This is a genomic window from Aquimarina sp. Aq78 (assembly GCF_900299525.1).
Lineage (GTDB): Bacteria > Bacteroidota > Bacteroidia > Flavobacteriales > Flavobacteriaceae > Aquimarina.
Genome location: NZ_OMKA01000014.1, coordinates 42,051 through 60,715 on the forward strand (window position 1 = coordinate 42,051; position 18,665 = coordinate 60,715).

The window sequence follows — 18,665 nt, forward strand, 5'->3', positions numbered from 1 at the left end:
GTTTTTATAACGAAATATTGCTCATTTTATGATGTACAATATCAAACTCTGTGATCATATCTTCTAGTATTGTGGCTACAGGCTTAATATCATGAATTAATCCTGATACTTGTCCAATCTCTAATTCTCCTTCGGTAAGATCTCCTTCAAACATACCCCGTTTTGCTCTGGCACGCCCTAACAGTGTCTTTAACTCATCTACCGAAGGTGCAGTAGCATATAATGCTGCTACATCCTGATAAAATTTATTTTTTAGCATTCTAACCGGCGCTAGTTCTTTTAAAGTAAGCTGCGTATCGCCTTCTTTTGCTTCAACCACCATATTTTTAAAATCGATATGCGAAGATGCTTCGTCACTTGCCACAAAACGACTTCCTACCTGAACTCCATCTGCTCCCAACGCCATAACAGCATACATAGCTGCACCTGTAGCAATACCGCCTGCTGCAATTAAAGGAATATTTATCTTTTCTTTTACCATAGGAATCAACGCTAATGTGGTTGTCTCATCTCTTCCGTTATGCCCTCCTGCTTCAAACCCTTCTGCCACTACAGCATCAACACCTGCATCCTGCGCTTTTAAAGCAAATTTAAGACTACTTACTACATGTACAACCGTAATTCCTTTTTCTTTAAGATATGATGTATATGTTTTTGGGTTTCCGGCAGAAGTAAATACTATTTTCACGCCTTCCTCGATGATGATTTGTATAATCTCATCCAAGTTGGGGTATAGCATTGGAATGTTAACTCCAAAAGGCTTACTGGTTGCTTTTTTACATTTTTGAATATGATCTCTAAGCACATCCGGATACATAGACCCAGACCCTATAAGTCCTAATCCTCCTGAGTTACTTACTGCACTTGCTAACCTCCAACCACTTGCCCATATCATCCCTCCTTGAATTATAGGGTATTGAATATTAAATAGCTCTTTAATTTTATTCATACTATATAAATATGTGTAATTTAATTCTTATGAAATCACTCCTGACCCAACTAATTCATCTTCGATATACCAAGCTACAAATTGACCTTCGGTGATTGCGCTTTGATCATTTTCAAAAACAACATACACTCCAGAATCAACCATATATAGTGTAGCTTTATCTAACGGCTGCCTATACCGAATCCTCGCCATCACTTCTAGTTCTTCATCCACCGCAAGCTTAAGGTCGTCTCTTACCCAATGCAGTTCTTCTTTAGCTATAAATAAAGCTTTCCTATATAATCCAGGATGTCTTTTTCCCTGACCAGTATAAATAGTGTTTGTCTTTACATCTGTTTCTATTACAAAAAGTGGTTCTGGTGTACCACCAACAGCCAAGCCTTTACGTTGTCCTTTAGTATAATAATGTGCTCCCTGATGCTTCCCTACCACTTTACCGTCATTAATATCATAAGAGTATTTATTAGATAAAAATTCTAGTTCATCTCTTTTAGAAGCAAATTGTGGGCGTTCTCGCTGATATTTTTTTTCTGAAGGAGATATTTCAACAATATTTCCTTGTTTTGGTTGTAATTTTTGCTGAAGAAATTCTGGCAATCTTACTTTTCCAATAAAGCATAATCCTTGAGAATCTTTTTTATTTGCGGTTACTAGATCTTGCGCTTTGGCAATATCTCTAACTTCGGGTTTCAGCAATTCACCTACAGGGAAAAGCGTTTTTGCCAGTTGTTCCTGAGATAGCTGACATAGAAAATAGGATTGATCTTTATTAGGATCTTTTCCTTCCAATAATCGATGTACTTCTTTTCCATCTTTTATAACAGTATCCTTTCTACAATAATGACCTGTAGCTACATAATCCGCTCCAAGAGATAATGCTATTTTTAGGAAAACATCAAATTTGATTTCACGATTACATAATACATCCGGATTAGGTGTCCGTCCTTTTTCATATTCATTGAACATATAATCAACTATACGTTCTTTATACTCTTCACTTAGATCAACAGTCTGAAATGGAATTCCTAATTTTTCTGCCACTAGCAATGCATCATTACTATCATCTAACCAAGGGCATTCATCAGATACTGTGACCGAGTCATCATGCCAGTTTTTCATAAACAAGCCAATAACTTCATACCCCTGCTCTTTAAGTAAATATGCTGCTACACTAGAATCAACTCCTCCTGATAATCCTACGATTACTCTCTTCATCAAAAATGCTTTATTTAATCGTTTAAAATTTTATGCAAAAGTAATAAATAAAAAAAGCAATGCTAGCGCAATGCTTTATGGTTTTATCTATACCGGTATTTTATATATCAATCTTAAAATCCTCTTTTTTGAACCGGAAATAATTTTTGCTCCGAGAGTTTTCCATCTTTATAGTAGTTCCAAATACCATCTTTACGGCCTCTTTTATAACTCCCCTCGATAATCAATACTCCACTTATATCATAATACTTAGTAACTCCGTGTAATTGGTCATTTTCATAGGTAAACTCCTTTATTATCACACCTGTATCAGAATACATAATTCTCTTTCCGTTTTGTTTGCCATCGACATATGAAGCTCTCTCTGTTAACTGGCCATTTTCGAAATAAGTAAGCTGTTCTCCATTTAATTTTCCAAATTGATATTGTTCGGTCATCATGATCTTATCAGATTCATTATGGTAATATTTCCATAATCCTATACGATCTTTACCAATCATCTGACCCAGACTTATTACTTTTCCTTTTTGGGTAAAATATTTTACATTAACAGTATCATTATTTTTTGAAAACGTTTTAATTGCTGTAGGAAATTCTCCATTAATAGGTTTGTAAAATTTAAACTTCCCCATTTCTTTTCCGTGATCAAAAGTTCCTTCATAACGAAGCTGATCACTCCCTTCATATTTTTTCTGCCATTTACCATGTCGCTTACCATTAGCATCATAGGCATTATATTTTTGACCTAAAACGGAGAAACATATAAGAAAAGATAAACTACAAAATAAAAATATACTTCGCATAACTACTATTTAATTTGGGACATTATTTCAACGAACCTAATCTCCAAAAAGTATACCAATATTATAAAATCAAATTCAATAAACGAAGTTTAAAGCATAAAAAAGCTCCTAAAAAAAGGAGCTTTTCTAAAACATATAAGCAATAATGTTATTTCTTTTGCCCTTTTTGTTGTTCTGCCTGCTCCATTAATTCTTTCATTTTTTTCTGGAACTTACCTTGCTTCTTAGGCTTCTTCTTATTTTCTTGAATTTTGGCATGAATCTTATCTTCATCAATAATTACGTTTTTAATAACCAACATAATTCCGATAGTAATCAAGTTAGAAATAAAATAGTACAATGATAACCCACTTGCATAGTTATTAAAGAAAAATAACATCATTAATGGGGATAAATACATAATAAATTTCATGTTAGGCATCCCTGGTTGTTGCGTTTGCATCGTTTGCCCTGTAGTCATCATCATGTAGATAAATATAGCTACTGATGCCAGTATAGGAAACAAACTAATATGATCTCCATAAAAAGGAATCGTAAATGGCAGCTCTGCTATAGTATCATAACTAGATAAGTCATCTGCCCATAAGAAACTTTTTTGTCGTAATTGAAATGCGCTTGGAAAGAAATTAAACAAGGCATAAAAAACAGGAATCTGCATTACTGCCGGTAAACAACCACTCATAGGATTAACCCCTGCTTTACCATAAAGAGCCATTGTTTCTTGCTGTTTCTTCATTGCATTATCCTTATGCTTCTCATTAATCTCTGTAATCTCTGGACGTAAAACTTTCATTTTAGCCTGCGACAAGTACGACTTATACGTAACTGGAGATAAGATGATACGTACAATTATAGTCATTACCACAATTGCAATACCATAAGGAAGAAATCCACTTAAAAATCCAAAAAACGGAATAAACAAATACTTATTTATTATTCCGAAAATACCCCAACCCAGAGGTACTATTTCATCAAGGTTGCGATCGTAAGTATTTAAAATTCTATAATCAGTAGGACCATAATACCAATCCATTGTATAATTAAGTTCTCCTCCTTGTAATTCTAAAGGAATAGAGGCAGAAAACTCTTTGGTTACTTTTATATCTTTATCATCCAACTCACTTGAGTTAGCTATATTCTTAGAGGTAAAAGATGCTTTTTTGAACGGGGTATCTGTTAGAAGTACAGAGGTAAAGAAATGTTGCTTAAAAGCTATCCAGCTTACGTCTTGCTCTTCGTCATCCGCAAACTCTCCTTGCCCTAAATAATCATCTTTATCACCATCATATTCGTATGAAACCTCGGTATAGCGATTTTCATATGCTGCACTTTTAGCATGTCTTATCCCTTGTAGCTGCCAATCTAAGTTTACTGTTTGACCACTATTAATTACTTGTTGTAACCCTTGAGATCGAATAGTAAAATCGACCATATACTCATTTGGTTTCAATTCGTATCGATACTCCAGAAATTTAGTATTAGAAACCTTAAGTTTCATAGACAGCACTGTGTTCTCTCCATTTTTGGTTACCGAAGGTTCAAAAAATAAATCTTTTGTATTTAAAATTCTATTATCTGTGGTTCCAAAATTAATATTGAAAGAAGCATTTTTCCCATCTTTAATCAGATATACCGGAACAGAATCATAGGTTTTAAAGTTTTTTAGCAATGCTTCAGAGATATATCCTCCTCTATTATTTACCTTAAGACTTAAAACCTCATTTTCGACCTTTGTAAATTCATCTTTGGCCGAAGGTAAGCTAGCAGAGTATGAAAATGCACCCAATTGTGATTTTGCATTAGATAATGCAACAGAATCCTGAGGGTTTGCTACGATAGCTTCGCTTTCCTTTACAAAATCTGTAGTTTTTTCCTTGTCTGTTTTTTTCTCAGACTCTAGTTCTTCTTTTTTAGCTTTTTCTGCCTCAATTTCTTCAGGAGTTGGTTGATTTAGATAGAACATCCAAACGATGATTCCAAAAATAAGTGCAAATCCAATTATCGAATTAAGATCAAATTTCTTTTCTTCCATGTATTGATGTATAAAAAGCCTTTATCTGATGACTCAGAAAGGCTTTTAAAATTATATATATATTGTTATTCGTTGTCAATTATCTAGCCAATTACTATCCTTGTGACACTTTGGCACTCTTATCATTTTTTGAATATTCAACAGCTGCTCTTATAAAAGCAATAAACAAAGGGTGTGGATTTGCAACTGTACTCTTATATTCTGGATGATATTGAACCCCTACAAACCATGGATGATCAGGGATTTCTACAATTTCTACCAATCCTGTTTTTGGATTAATTCCTGTAGTCCTAAGTCCTGCTTTTTCTAATTGCTCTTTGTAATTATTGTTATACTCATATCTATGACGATGACGTTCTGCTATCATTGATTTTCCATATGCTTCTAACACTTTACTGTTTTCCATCAATTCACAATCCCAAGAACCTAATCGCATAGTACCTCCCATATCCGTAATACTCTTCTGCTCTTCCATAATATCAATTACAGGATGTGGTGTATTTTTATCTACTTCTACAGAAGAAGCTTCTTTAATTCCTAAAACATTACGAGAGTACTCAATAACTGCCATTTGCATCCCTAAACAAATTCCGAAAAACGGAAGTTTGTTTTCTCTTGCATATTGTACTGCTTTTATTTTTCCTTCTGTCCCTCGTTCTCCAAATCCAGGAGCCACTAAAATACCATCTAAATGAGCTATTTTATTTTCTATTGTATCCTTAGTAATATATTCTGAATGTATACTTACTACATTTACTTTTACTTCATTCTCTGCTCCTGCATGAATAAAAGATTCTAAAATTGATTTATAAGAATCTTGTAATTCTACATATTTACCTATAAGTCCTATAGTGACCTGGCATTTTGGGTTTTTATGTCTTTGTAAAAAATCATTCCATTTCTCCAAATTAGGTTCGTCGTCATCCTGAAGAAGTAGTTGCTTAAGTACTACTTTATCCAAGCCTTCTTCTAACATCAAATTAGGTACATCATAGATTGTTGACGCATCGATAGATTCTATTACTGCTTCTTGTCGAACATTACAGAAAAGTGCTAATTTTCTTCTTAAATCATCAGAAAGTTCATGTTCTGTTCTACATACCAGAATATCTGCTTTTATACCGCTCTCCATCAATGTTTTCACACTATGCTGAGTCGGTTTTGTCTTTAATTCCCCTGCTGCTGATAGATAGGGAATTAAGGTTAAATGAATAACCAAAGCATTAGCATCTCCTAGTTCCCATTTTAACTGACGTACAGCTTCTATATAAGGTAAAGATTCTATATCACCAACGGTTCCTCCTATTTCGGTAATTACAATATCATAATTTCCACTTTTTCCCAGAATCTGGATTCTTTCTTTAATTTCATTGGTTATATGTGGAACAACCTGAACTGTTTTTCCTAAAAATTCTCCTCGTCTTTCTTTTTGGATAACACTTTGATATATTCTTCCTGTGGTTACATTATTGGCTTGAGAGGTTGGCGTATTCAAAAAACGCTCATAATGTCCTAAATCAAGATCAGTCTCTGCTCCATCATCGGTTACATAGCATTCACCATGTTCATATGGATTTAGTGTCCCTGGATCAACATTAATATAAGGATCCAGTTTCTGAATTGTAACCCTGTATCCTCTTGCCTGTAATAATTTTGCCAGAGAAGCTGCTATAATCCCTTTTCCTAAAGAAGAAGACACGCCTCCGGTTACAAAAACATATTTGGTATTAGCCATGTAAACTAAATATTTAGTAAGATTGTATTAAAATTTTGCGCAAAAATACAAAGAAGTCATCAAATCATACATCGAAAATCAATCAATATTATTTAACTTATCCATATTCCGTCAACAACTTAAAAATCTGAAAATGAATTCACAACATATATAAAAAATAAAATCCTGCCTCACGACAGGATTTTATTATAAAAAATTATGCTCTTATTCTTCTTCTTCAGTAACTTTATCTTCTTCTACCTCTGTAAAATCTGTTAACCCTTTAGATTGTAAAATATTATACCACTGAATTACTTTTTTCATATCGCTAGTATACACTCTATCTTCATCATAATCCGGTAACACTTCGCTAAAATAGGCTTCTAATTTATCCTTAGATTCTTTGTGACTTATAGCTTTTTCACCATTTTCCTTTTCAAAGATCTTTTTAAAAATCTCACGTAAAGGAACTTCTTCTGTAAATGTATAAATTGCAATTTCGCTAAGTACACTTACATTGTGTCTTATACTTACCGATAATCTTTTTCCATCTAATAAAGATTCTGCTAAAAATCCACTTCGAGTTTGTGTTTTTAACTCATATAAACCAGGTTTACCCGAAATTGCTAATATTTTATCTAAGCTCATATATTTTTATCTATTTATGATATATTCTTTTTAAAGACCAGACCTGTAATAACGCAGATCGATAAGGAGTTTACATATAAATCATTTCAACTACTATAGAAATTCTTAAAATACGTTTATCTCTCCTCAAAGTTGGCAAATATCAGTAGTTCGTTTTAAAAAATCAAACATTTAACCAACATAAATATTTAAAAGTATAATGCAATTATCTTCCTTTTTTTAGTAATGGAAATCGCATTCTGTATTCTGAACTAATTTTTCCTTTAGAAATATTAGCTAATTTTCCTTTTATTAAACGTTTTTTAAGACTCGATAGTTTATCTGTAAACAAAACCCCTTCGATATGATCGTATTCATGCTGAATTACTCTTGCTACTAACCCGCCATAAGTCTCGGTATGTTCTACAAAATTCTCATCAAAATAATGAATCTTTATAGTTTCATTACGAAATACGTCCTCTCTTATATCAGGAATACTCAAACATCCTTCTGCAAAAGCCCACTCCTCACCTGTTTCTTCTAAAATAGTTGCATTAATAAATGTTTTTTTAAAATTCTTTAACTGATCTGCTTCTTCTTTAGATAATTCTTCATCTTCAGAAAAGGGTTCTGCATCAACGATAAATAATCTAATAGGGAGTCCAATTTGAGGAGCAGCTAATCCTACTCCATGTGCATTATACATGGTTTCAAACATATTATCCAGTAACTCTGATAATTTAGGATAATCTTTGGTTATCTCTTTTCCTTTTTTCTTCAATACCGGATCTCCGTATGCTACAATTGGAAGTATCATATTTTATTTCTTATTTCTATTATTTATCGATTATACAAATAATCTTGTAATATAATCGTTGCACTTATCTGATCTACTAATGCTTTATCTCTTCTTTTCTTTTTTGAAATACCACTAGCAATCATAGTATCAAAAGCTATTTTAGAAGTAAAGCGTTCATCAATCCTTTTTACAGGAATATCTGGAAGTAATTTATTCAATTTTTCTAAAAAAGGTAAAATTAGTTGTTCACTTTCTGAAGCTTCTCCATGCAACCTTTTCGGTTCTCCCACTATAAAAAGCTCTACCTCTTCCTTAGACACATAATCTTTTAGCCATGACAATAATTCTACAGTATCAACTGTAGTCAACCCAGAAGCGATAATTTGCAATTCATCTGTAACTGCAATTCCGCAACGTTTCCCTCCATAATCAATCGCTAAAATCCGTGCCATTCATTTTTTTTGCAAAAGTATAATATTATTACAAAACTGTCCTTATTTATTAATGGTTTCCTAAAATATCTATAATCGATACTTTTTTCAAAGGAAGCTATTATCTTTACCAAAATTTTTTATTCGATGAACCAACTAAAAGAAACCATAGAAAAAGCTTGGGAAAACAGAGAGCTTTTAAAAGAATCAAATACGCAAAGTGCAATACGTGAAGTAATTAGCTTGTTAGATTCCGGAAAACTTAGAGTAGCAGAACCTGTAGAAGGTGGCTGGCAAGTAAATGAATGGGTAAAAAAAGGAGTAGTATTATATTTCCCAATCCAAAAAATGGAAACCCTGGAAGCTGGAATTTTTGAATACCATGATAAAATTCCATTAAAAAAAGGATACGAAGCTAAAGGAATTCGTGTAGTTCCTAATGCTGTTGCGCGTCATGGAGCTTACATCTCTCCTGGTACTATTTTAATGCCTAGCTATGTAAATATAGGTGCCTATGTAGATCAAGGAACTATGGTAGATACATGGGCAACTGTAGGTAGTTGTGCCCAAATAGGAAAAAATGTTCACCTTAGTGGTGGTGTTGGGATTGGTGGTGTTCTAGAACCATTGCAAGCTGCTCCGGTCATTATAGAAGATAATGCATTTATAGGATCCAGATGTATTGTAGTCGAAGGAGTTCGAGTAGAAAAAGAAGCTGTATTAGGTGCTAATGTAGTATTAACAGCATCTACCAAGATAATTGATGTTACAGGAGATACTCCTGTAGAAAGAAAAGGAGTTGTTCCTGCTGGTTCTGTGGTAATCCCAGGAAGTTATACTAAGAAATTTGCTGCTGGAGAATTTAATGTACCTTGCGCTTTGATTATTGGAAAACGTAAAGAAAGTACTGACAAGAAAACTTCACTTAATGATGCTCTTCGTGAATATGATGTAGCCGTATAGTGTAAAACATGTAGAAAGAAACTTGAGCTTGTCTTCTCTTTTTTTAGGACAAGCTCAATTATTTTGATCAATAGTATATGAAGATTTTGGTTATTCAACAAAAGATGATTGGTGATGTGCTCACAAGCACTATTATTTGTGAAGCATTACGAAAAGAACACCCTAATGCTACTATTGATTTTTTGGTGAACTCTAACACAAAATCTGTCATCACAGAAAACCCATTTTTTGACCATATTATAGAGTTTAAAAATGAATACCAAAATGACAAAAGAGCTTTTTACACCTTTTTAAAAGAAATACGAAAGTCTAAATACGATCATGTTATCGATGTATATGGAAAATTAGAAAGTAACCTCATCACTCTATTTTCTGGTGCTTCAAAGAAAGTATCTTTCTATAAATGGTACACTCAGTTTTTTTACACAAAAACTATTAAAAGGAATCTTGTACCTATTACAAATGCCAGTATTGCTATAGAAAACAGATTACGTTTGGTTTTTCCTGAAAACAGAATCACTTCTGAGATCACAAGACCAAAAATATTTTTAACCAAAGAAGAAAAAGAAAAGGCTCGTGAGTTTTTAGAATCTAATGGAATTATTACCAAGACACCATTAATAATGATTAGTGTTTTGGGTAGTGAAATGAGAAAAACACTTCCTTTCGAGTATATGGCCAAAGTTATAGATGCAATTGTTAAGAATACAGAAGTAAATATTCTTTTCAATTACATTCCAAATCAGGAAAAAGATGCACGTACAATTTATAACCTTACCATGCCTAAAACACAGAGGCATATCCATTTTGATGTATTTGCCAAAAGTTTACGAGGATTCCTTGCAATCCTCTCTCATTGTGATGCATTAATAGGTAACGAAGGAGGTGCTGTAAATATGGCTAAAGCACTTGACATACCCACTTTTACTATTTTTTCTCCCTGGATTCTTAAAAAAGATTGGAATATGTTTGAGGATGGAGAAAGACAAACATCTGTTCATTTATCAGATTATATGCCAGAGTTATTTTCAAACCAAAGCTATAAAGAACTCAAAAAGAAATCTTTAGAACTTTACCCTCACTTTAAAACAGAATTATTCATTAATCAATTGCATAATTTTTTAAGTAAAAACTTGTAATTTGCATTTTTAAAACCAAATCATCATAGAAAAAGACATTTTACATAGAGAAAAAGTTACAGCTATAATCCCATGCTATAATGAAGAACATAATATCAAGGATGTATTAGAATCAGTTTCATTTGCTGATGAAATTATGGTCGTTGATTCTTATAGCACAGATAAAACGGTCGAAATTGCAAAAGAATATACCGATTTCATTATTCAAAGAAAATTTGATTACCCTTCATTTCAAAAAAATTGGGCTATTCCTCAGGCTACACACCAGTGGATATTATTAGTTGACGCAGATGAAAGAGTAACCCCTGAGCTTAAAAATGAAGTATTAGAAGTACTAAAAGATCCTGAAAAAGATAATTTTGTAGCATACTGGATAAAACGTATGAATCATTTTATGGGAGAAAGAATACACTATAGTGGATGGCGAAATGATAAGGTTATTCGATTATTTCATAGAGATAAATGTAAATATGATGATAGACATGTACATGAAGAAATTGTTACTCCAGGTAAAATAGGAATATTAAAAAATAAATTTTACCATAATACATACACTACTTTTGACGCTTATATCAATAAACTAAATAGATATGCTTCCTGGCAAGCAGAAGATTATGACAAAAAAACAAAACGATTAACACCATATCACTTTGTAATAAAACCACTTTGGGCGTTTTTTAAACATTACTTCATACAAAGCGGGTTTAGAGATGGTGTTCCCGGTTTAGTTATAGGTTATGTCCAGGGATATGCGGTTTTTATGCGATATGTAAAGCTTTGGTTGTTTCGACGAAATCTAAAATAACATTTAAAGATTTCTATATTTTTTCATAGAAAAAAATTCTTCTTTTTAAAAAAACAAGGCTTATCAGGTTTTTTCGAGGTTCTTCTTTATTTTAGGATCCAAAGTACATAACTGGTATAGTTTTGAACAAAAATTGTTTAAAACTGTATCAAATATGAAGAAACTACTTGTATACCTATTTTGTCTATTTTGCCTTGGGAGCTATGCTCAAGAAAAATTTTCAATAAGTGGCTATGTAAAAGACAATAATTCTGGAGAAAAACTTCTAGGAGTTAACATTATCATTAACAACACTTATGGAACTACGACAAATGACTATGGTTTTTATTCTATAAACCTACAAAAAGGTATTCACCAAATTGAAATTAGTTATTTAGGATATAAAACTATTAGTAAAGAAGTTAGTATAACAGGTAATCAAAAAATAGACTTCGACCTTACTGAAGAATTAGCAGAATTAGATGAGATTGTGATTTCCTCTAATAAAGCTCGAAAGAATATAGAGTCGACTGAAATGAGTGTGATATCCTTAAAAGGAGAAACCATCAAAAAACTACCTGCTATACTTGGTGAACCAGATGTACTTAAATCACTTCAATTATTACCAGGTGTATCCAGTGTTAACGAAGCGTCTTCCGGGTTTAATGTAAGAGGTGGATCTGTTGATCAAAACCTTATACTTCTTGACGAAGCTACTATTTATAATGCCTCTCATCTATTTGGGTTTTTCTCTGTCTTTAATTCTAGTGCTATTAAAAATGCAAAGCTATACAAAGGAGGAATCCCATCAATATATGGAGGTAGATTATCATCGGTACTCGATATTAAACAACGAGAGGGCAACACTAAAGATTTTGGTGGAGAAATAGGAGTTGGTTTAATTTCGGCAAAAGCACTTATAGAAGGGCCAATATTAAAAGGAAATAAAGAAGAAGCTTCTGGAAGTTATATGCTCGCAGGTAGAAGGTCTTATATTGATTTGTTTACTTTTCTTACCGATGATTTTAAAGATAGTTCGCTTTTTTTCTATGACCTCAACCTTAAATCGAATTACAATATTAACACTAACAATCGTTTATTTTTATCTGGATATTTTGGCAGAGATAAATTCGAACTAGATAAGTTTTTAGGAACCATATGGGGAAACACATCGGCATCCTTACGCTGGACTAGTATTCTTAACGAAAAACTCTTTTTGCAAACCTCTGCTATCTATAGCAATTACGATTATAACCTTGATAATTTGAGAACTGGATCTGAGTTTAGATGGAAATCCAGTATTACTAACTATAATTTCAAACCAAGGTTATCCTGGTTTATTAATAACAATAATACTCTTAAGACAGGTATCGATATTACGTATTATAATTTCAAACCAGGAAAAATATCTCCTTTTAAAGGCTCTACTATTAATGAGGAAGAATTTAGTCAGAAATTTGGTTTAGAAAATGGTATTTATGCCGATTTAAAACAAAAACTTTCTAACGATTTAAGTTTACAATATGGAGTACGTTGGTCAAACTTCTCGAGGTTAGGAAAGGAAGATATTCGTGAATATAATACAGGAACTCCTCTTACCTATAACCCAGAACAAGATATTTATGAAGAAAATGAAGTGACACAGATCACGAATTATAGTTCTGGGAAACGTATTAAAACATTTAATGGTTTTGAACCTAGAATTTCTATTAGATACCTATTAAACGGATCTAATTCTTTAAAACTAAGTTATAATAAAATGTATCAATATTTACATCTTATTTCTAATACTACTTCTCCTACTCCTCTAGATGTATGGTCGCCCAGTGGCCCGTATTTATCACCACAATCAGCAGATCAGCTCGCACTTGGATATTTTAAATCTTTTAAAAAAGGGAAATATGACCTCAGTCTTGAAACTTATTATAAAAAACTAAAAGATGTAACCGATTTTATTGACGGAGCAGACCTTTTATTTACTGAAGAAATAGAAACTCAGGTCGTACAAGGAAAAGGAAGAGCATATGGACTTGAAGTACAGCTTAACAAAAACGAAGGCAAGCTTACAGGATGGTTGAGTTATACCCTCGCTCGCTCTGAAAACAAAGTACTAGGCATTAACAATAATAAATACTATCCCAGCAATAGCGATCAATTACACGAACTAAACCTGGTTGGTTTCTATAAACTTAATAATAGATGGGATTTTGGGGCAAACTTCATTTTTGGCTCAGGAAGACCAGTTACTTACCCTACAGGACGATATACACAAAATGGACTAGTAGTAGCCGATTATAACAATAGAAATGGCAATCGATTACCTACATATCACAGACTAGATATTTCTGCAACATTAAATCCAAAAAAAGGTAAAAAAGGAAAATGGGTTTTCAGTATTGTTAATGTGTATAACAGACAAAATGCAGCCTCTATCTATTTCAATGAAATTGGCGAAACTAACAATGTAGAGATAGCTACGGGAATGACGCAAGCAACCAAATTATCATTCTTTGGGATCGTACCTAGTATATCATACGAATTCAAATTTTAAAAAATTATTAGCATGAAAAAAATAATCACAATAGCATTCACATTAATAACTATAATCTTTTTTTCTTCCTGCGAAACAGATGTTACCAATGATATATCTCTAGTCGAAACACCGCCTCGACTAGTAATCGACGGAGGTTTGGAACGAGATATCAAAACTCCCGTTACTACACAACAAATAAGATTACTAACCACAGCACCTTTTTTATCTAATAAAGATTTTCCTTTCGTTAGTGATGCTCAGGTTACTATATCTAATGGTACAAATTCCTGGGTTTTTGAACATACAAACAATGGATTTTATGAAAACTCAGATATAATCCTGGAAATCGGAAACACCTATACTATCACAATCTTATGGAAAGGAGAAACATACCAAGGAACCGACACACTAAAGGAAGAGGTCCCCAGATTCGATAAGTTTTATTTTGAGTTTGAAGAAGAAACTGTTTTTGCAGACGAAGGATACTTTATAAAATTTGATACAACCGACCCTATTAATGTTCAAAATTTTTACCATTACAGACTCTTCAAAAATAATGAGTTCGTCACCGTTCCCGATCCGGGGAATAGCCAAGTACTAGTCGTATCCGACGAATTTTTTGACGGCAAGCAACGTATTGGGGTTAATCCTAACGAAGATATCTTTTTTGAAATTGGAGATATTGCAACCGCTCAGCAATTATCTATATCAGAGCCCTATTTTGATTACCTTAAAGAATTATTTACCCAGACTGGTAATTTAGGAAATCCAATAGTTGGTAATCCTCCTCCAGCATCAATACGAGGAAATTTGATAAATTTAGACAATAGTAATAATCGTGCCCTTGGATATTTTTATGTAGTAGATATTGAAGAAGATACTATAATCATTACTGAAAACTAAAATATTATAAATTGAAAAGTAACAGAATTTATTTTTATTTACTCGTTATTCTTTTGTTGAATGCTCTTCACCTTATTGGTGAAATCTACGCTGATGGCTTAGAAGAAGGTATCACTGAAACCCTAATTTTGTTACCCATCAGTTTTTCTTTTACTTTATTTGTCTTTTGGTCACGTTTGTACATCAAAAAAACTATCGCAAACAAAATTATAACTGGTAAAAACAAATTACATTTTTTAAGTTTCTGGGCTATAGTTATTACACTCAAAACTTTAGTGTTAACTTTTATTCTTAAAGGATTCAGTTCTTACTTTTTTAATGATGATGAAGGACCAGAACCCTTTTTCGATTTGGCGTTTTGGGCAGTTTTACTCGCTTGCTTCTCTATAATCGTGTTTGTATATTTTATTGAGATTTTTCTTGAGTCTCAAAAAGAAAAACAAGATATTAAAGTAAAGTTAACCCAATACCAAAGTGAAAAATCAATAGCCCAATATTTAGCCTTAAAGAAACAACTAAACCCTCATTTTCTTTTTAATAGTTTCAACAGTCTTCTGGGCTTAATCAGTATTGATAGTAAAAAGGCTGAATATTTTTTACAGGAATTATCTAATATTTATAGATATAATTTAACCCAAAGTGAAGAAGTTGTAGTAACATTAAAAAAAGAACTTAAATTAATATACTCCTATATGTCCTTGCAAAAAATAAGGTTTGGAGAACATATAACTCTTGAAGATCATATCGAAGAAACAAAACTTAACTTTTTATTACCTCCAATGACTTTAGAACTGTTACTAGAGAATGCTATAAAACATAATGTCATTGAGAGTAATAAACCGTTAAAAATATCTATTATAAGCGAGGGTAATAGCATTAAAGTAATGAATAACTTTCAGCCTAAGAATCATCATTATGAAAAGTCATTAGGAATAGGTCTTAAAAATTTAATCAATCAATATAAAATGCTGCATACAGAATCTCCACATTTTAAGATAATCAATGGTAATTATATTGCTTATATTCCTCTAATAGAACCTGAATTATGATAAAAAGTATTATTATAGAAGACGAAAGTATTGCTGCAATTAGATTACAGAACTTAATTCAGGAAGTTAATAACCAAATTGTAATCACAAAAGTACTTTCTTCTGTAAACGAATCTATACAATATCTATCTACAGAAAATCCCGATTTAATTTTTTTAGACATTAACTTATCTGACGGGTATTCTTTCGAAATTTTTAAAATATTAGATATTAATATTCCTATAATATTTACAACAGCATACTCTGAATATGCTATCAAAGCTTTTGAACAAAATAGTATTGATTACCTCCTAAAACCAATTACCAAAGAAACATTACAACGTAGTATAGATAAGTTTTTTTTACTTAATAAAAATCAACTTCCAAAATACAAAGATTTGTTTTTACACAATGAACATGAATATAAAAAGAGGTTTTTAGTAAAGATGAATACCAGTTTAAAAACAATAGATATTAATCAGGTTGCATATTTTTATACAGACGAAAAACTTACCTTCATTAAACTATGGGATGGTAAGAAAATACCTGTTGATTTTTCTTTAAAAAAGCTAGAACAAGAGCTAAACCCATTAGATTATTTTAGAATAAACAGAAAATATATTGTTCATTTAAAATCTATTGGTGAAATGTATTACTCTTCTAAGTCGAGGATAAAAATAGCTTTAAAACCTGCATCACATGAAAATAATATATTTGTTGCTATTGAAAAGCTTGGGAAATTTAAAAAATGGCTCGCGCTCTAATAGTAATTCTCTATTTTGAATCTTCCCTATATTTTTTCTTCCAGAAAAATATTTTTCTTTTTAAGGCTATTTTATCATGATATTTCTTTTGAAATGCTGCAGTAAGACTCCACATATTTTGATACATCGTTGATTCATCCTCACCGGTTAACTTAGCATATTCATTCGACATAATTGCAACCATTTCCTTTTTGGGAGTTAATCTCGAGAAATTACGAATTCTGGTTTCCATATCTAAATCCCTAAACTCCATCCTATTTAGATCTACTAAATAAAAATCATACCCAGAACTTGTTTTTACGATCAAAGTGTTCCCTGGAGAATGATCTAAAAATAGAATTCCCTTTTCATGAAGATCATAAGTAAATCTTGTAAAAGCTCTTAAAATGGCTTCATGATCAGGATAATCCGGTTCATGTACCAATTCTCGATAAGTAAGATCGTAATTAAGTAATTCACTAACATAATAGCTTTTTCTAAATAAAAAGAACGTAGTGTATAAATCATACGCCAACGGGAATGGGGTTTTTATGCCCAACTCTAATAGCTTATTCGCATAATTATAAGATCTTTCTGCCTTTGACTTTCTAAAGAATCGATATACAACCTGATTTATAAAATTAGGAATCTTGAATGATTTGATGGTGTACTTTTTACCTTCAATCTCTACAATTTTTATAACATTGCGCTCTGCATCTCCCAATATATCATGATAGTCATCAAAATGCGCTATTGTTTTCTGCACTTCGGTTTTAACTGATTTATAATCTGGATGTATGATAAATTTACGTTGCATTCTTTATTCATAAAATAAGTTAGACAAAAGTAACTTTTTGATATAATTCTATACTACTCAGCAGTAATAAAAAATGTAAGGCACATTGTAGAAATACTTATTATAATATCCAAGTGTATATCAAAAATCACATTAGAGATTTGTATATTTCATTGTATTCTAATGCTGCTGATTTCCAACTAAATTTTTCTAATTGGGTTTTAATTTTTCCTTCCATTTTAAGTCTATTAGAATCAAAATAAGTGATTTTTGTTAAAAACACATCAGCCATATATTCAGGTTCTAATTCTTCCCAATAAAAACAGGCTTCTCCTCCTATTTCGGGTAAAGAAGTTTTATTATATAGAAAAATAGGTTTATTAAAGTTTAATGCTTCTACTATCGGCAATCCAAACCCTTCTCTGGAAGAAGGGAATACAAAAGCAAAACAACTGGTAAACAGCTTCACTTTTGTTTCTTCAGATACAATACCTTTCAAAAAAACTCTTTCCGTAAGGTTATTTTCTTGAATTAAATTTTCTAAATGTAAAACATAATCGCTACTACCTTTTCCTGCAAGAATAAGTTTAAATCTTTCCGGAATGTGGTTCATCATTAAGATAAGTTTCTCCAGATTTTTGTACGATCTCATTTCCGTAATACAAAAAAGATAATCATCTGTATTTTCATCAGGACTAACTAACGAGGTTTCTTTTAAAGAATTACCATTATATATTACTTTTTGTGTTTTTGACGTAGCAACATTAAAATGTCTATTCACTTCATTTTTAGTAAAGTGTGATACAAAAACAAGTACTTGAGCTCTATCTATTTTTTTTTGAATAAAATCCTTAGTTTTCTGATCTACTGTATCCTCATAAATAAAATTAATATCATGAATGGTTAAGATGTATGGAATTTTCTTATTTGAAGGTTCAATTTTACTTAGTTGGTTGGTGCAATGAAATATATAATTACGACCAAAAATACCCAACTGGCGATGAATTGAATAATAGTATTTAACAAAAATATTCTTCTGACTAAATATTGATTTATAACCGCCTTTTTGGGGGGTGTAAAAAATATAATTTATATCAGTATCAATAGATGAAAACGCTTTAGATAAATGATATGAAAATTGCCCAAAGCCTTTATTTAGATTTTTTAAGTAATGAAAATCTACAAATACTCTTTTATTTTTCACCT

The 18,665-nt window shown here is 31.8% G+C and carries 17 protein-coding genes; 7 read left to right on the forward strand and 10 right to left on the reverse strand.

The window, feature by feature from the left end; translation table 11 throughout:
* Positions 1-4 precede the first annotated feature (4 nt).
* The 8 genes from DG435_RS09265 to ruvX form a co-directional block, all read right to left on the reverse strand.
* On the reverse strand, positions 5-949 hold the full coding sequence (locus DG435_RS09265) for a nitronate monooxygenase family protein (protein WP_106794359.1): 945 nt from the start codon (positions 947-949) through the stop codon (positions 5-7).
* A gap of 27 nt (positions 950-976) precedes the next feature.
* Complete coding sequence (mnmA, locus tag DG435_RS09270; protein ID WP_106794360.1) at positions 977-2,164, reverse strand: tRNA 2-thiouridine(34) synthase MnmA; 1,188 nt, start codon at positions 2,162-2,164, stop codon at positions 977-979.
* Positions 2,165-2,277: 113 nt separating this feature from the next.
* The gene (locus tag DG435_RS09275; RefSeq protein ID WP_106794361.1) at positions 2,278-2,967 is read right to left on the reverse strand and encodes a toxin-antitoxin system YwqK family antitoxin; all 690 of its coding nucleotides are present in this window, start codon (positions 2,965-2,967) and stop codon (positions 2,278-2,280) included.
* A 148-nt stretch (positions 2,968-3,115) separates the two neighbouring features.
* Positions 3,116-4,999 carry a membrane protein insertase YidC gene (gene yidC / locus DG435_RS09280; protein ID WP_106794362.1) on the reverse strand — a complete coding sequence of 628 codons (1,884 nt, stop codon included), beginning with the start codon at positions 4,997-4,999 and terminating at the stop codon, positions 3,116-3,118.
* Positions 5,000-5,093: 94 nt separating this feature from the next.
* On the reverse strand, positions 5,094-6,734 hold the full coding sequence (locus tag DG435_RS09285) for a CTP synthase (protein ID WP_106794363.1): 1,641 nt from the start codon (positions 6,732-6,734) through the stop codon (positions 5,094-5,096).
* 204 nt (positions 6,735-6,938) lie between these two features.
* A complete protein-coding gene (locus DG435_RS09290) occupies positions 6,939-7,361 on the reverse strand; it encodes a DUF5606 domain-containing protein (RefSeq protein WP_106794364.1) in 423 nt (140 codons plus the stop codon).
* A gap of 205 nt (positions 7,362-7,566) precedes the next feature.
* Positions 7,567-8,157, reverse strand: coding sequence for a peptide deformylase (def, locus tag DG435_RS09295; protein WP_106794365.1), 591 nt, complete (start codon positions 8,155-8,157; stop codon positions 7,567-7,569).
* A 23-nt stretch (positions 8,158-8,180) separates the two neighbouring features.
* Entirely contained in the window at positions 8,181-8,591 is a 411-nt protein-coding gene (ruvX, locus tag DG435_RS09300) for a Holliday junction resolvase RuvX (protein ID WP_106794366.1), read from the reverse strand.
* Between the two features lie 126 nt (positions 8,592-8,717).
* Between ruvX and DG435_RS09305 the strand changes: the two genes are divergently transcribed.
* The 7 genes from DG435_RS09305 to DG435_RS09335 all read left to right on the forward strand — a co-directional run bounded on the left by DG435_RS09305 (position 8,718) and on the right by DG435_RS09335 (position 16,684).
* Positions 8,718-9,533, forward strand: a complete 816-nt coding sequence (locus DG435_RS09305) for a 2,3,4,5-tetrahydropyridine-2,6-dicarboxylate N-succinyltransferase (RefSeq protein WP_106794367.1) — start codon at positions 8,718-8,720, stop codon at positions 9,531-9,533.
* A gap of 77 nt (positions 9,534-9,610) precedes the next feature.
* Positions 9,611-10,672, forward strand: coding sequence for a glycosyltransferase family 9 protein (locus DG435_RS09310; protein WP_106794368.1), 1,062 nt, complete (start codon positions 9,611-9,613; stop codon positions 10,670-10,672).
* A 37-nt stretch (positions 10,673-10,709) separates the two neighbouring features.
* Positions 10,710-11,477 carry a glycosyltransferase family 2 protein gene (locus DG435_RS09315; protein ID WP_106794369.1) on the forward strand — a complete coding sequence of 256 codons (768 nt, stop codon included), beginning with the start codon at positions 10,710-10,712 and terminating at the stop codon, positions 11,475-11,477.
* 154 nt (positions 11,478-11,631) lie between these two features.
* Complete coding sequence (locus DG435_RS09320) at positions 11,632-14,007, forward strand: TonB-dependent receptor (protein WP_106794370.1); 2,376 nt, start codon at positions 11,632-11,634, stop codon at positions 14,005-14,007.
* Positions 14,008-14,019: 12 nt separating this feature from the next.
* Entirely contained in the window at positions 14,020-14,892 is an 873-nt protein-coding gene (locus tag DG435_RS09325; RefSeq protein ID WP_106794371.1) for a DUF4249 domain-containing protein, read from the forward strand.
* An 11-nt stretch (positions 14,893-14,903) separates the two neighbouring features.
* Positions 14,904-15,941 carry a sensor histidine kinase gene (locus DG435_RS09330; RefSeq protein WP_106794372.1) on the forward strand — a complete coding sequence of 346 codons (1,038 nt, stop codon included), beginning with the start codon at positions 14,904-14,906 and terminating at the stop codon, positions 15,939-15,941.
* Positions 15,938-16,684: a LytTR family DNA-binding domain-containing protein gene (locus DG435_RS09335; RefSeq protein ID WP_106794373.1), complete on the forward strand. Its 747-nt coding sequence runs from the start codon at positions 15,938-15,940 to the stop codon at positions 16,682-16,684. The genes DG435_RS09330 and DG435_RS09335 overlap by 4 nt, the downstream gene beginning before the upstream one ends.
* A gap of 10 nt (positions 16,685-16,694) precedes the next feature.
* Here the strand turns inward: DG435_RS09335 and DG435_RS09340 are convergent, their stop codons facing one another.
* Both DG435_RS09340 and DG435_RS09345 read right to left on the reverse strand, forming a co-directional pair.
* The gene (locus DG435_RS09340; RefSeq protein ID WP_106794374.1) at positions 16,695-17,480 is read right to left on the reverse strand and encodes a lipopolysaccharide kinase InaA family protein; all 786 of its coding nucleotides are present in this window, start codon (positions 17,478-17,480) and stop codon (positions 16,695-16,697) included.
* Between the two features lie 127 nt (positions 17,481-17,607).
* Complete coding sequence (locus tag DG435_RS09345; protein ID WP_106794375.1) at positions 17,608-18,663, reverse strand: glycosyltransferase family 1 protein; 1,056 nt, start codon at positions 18,661-18,663, stop codon at positions 17,608-17,610.
* Positions 18,664-18,665: the final 2 nt, after the last annotated feature.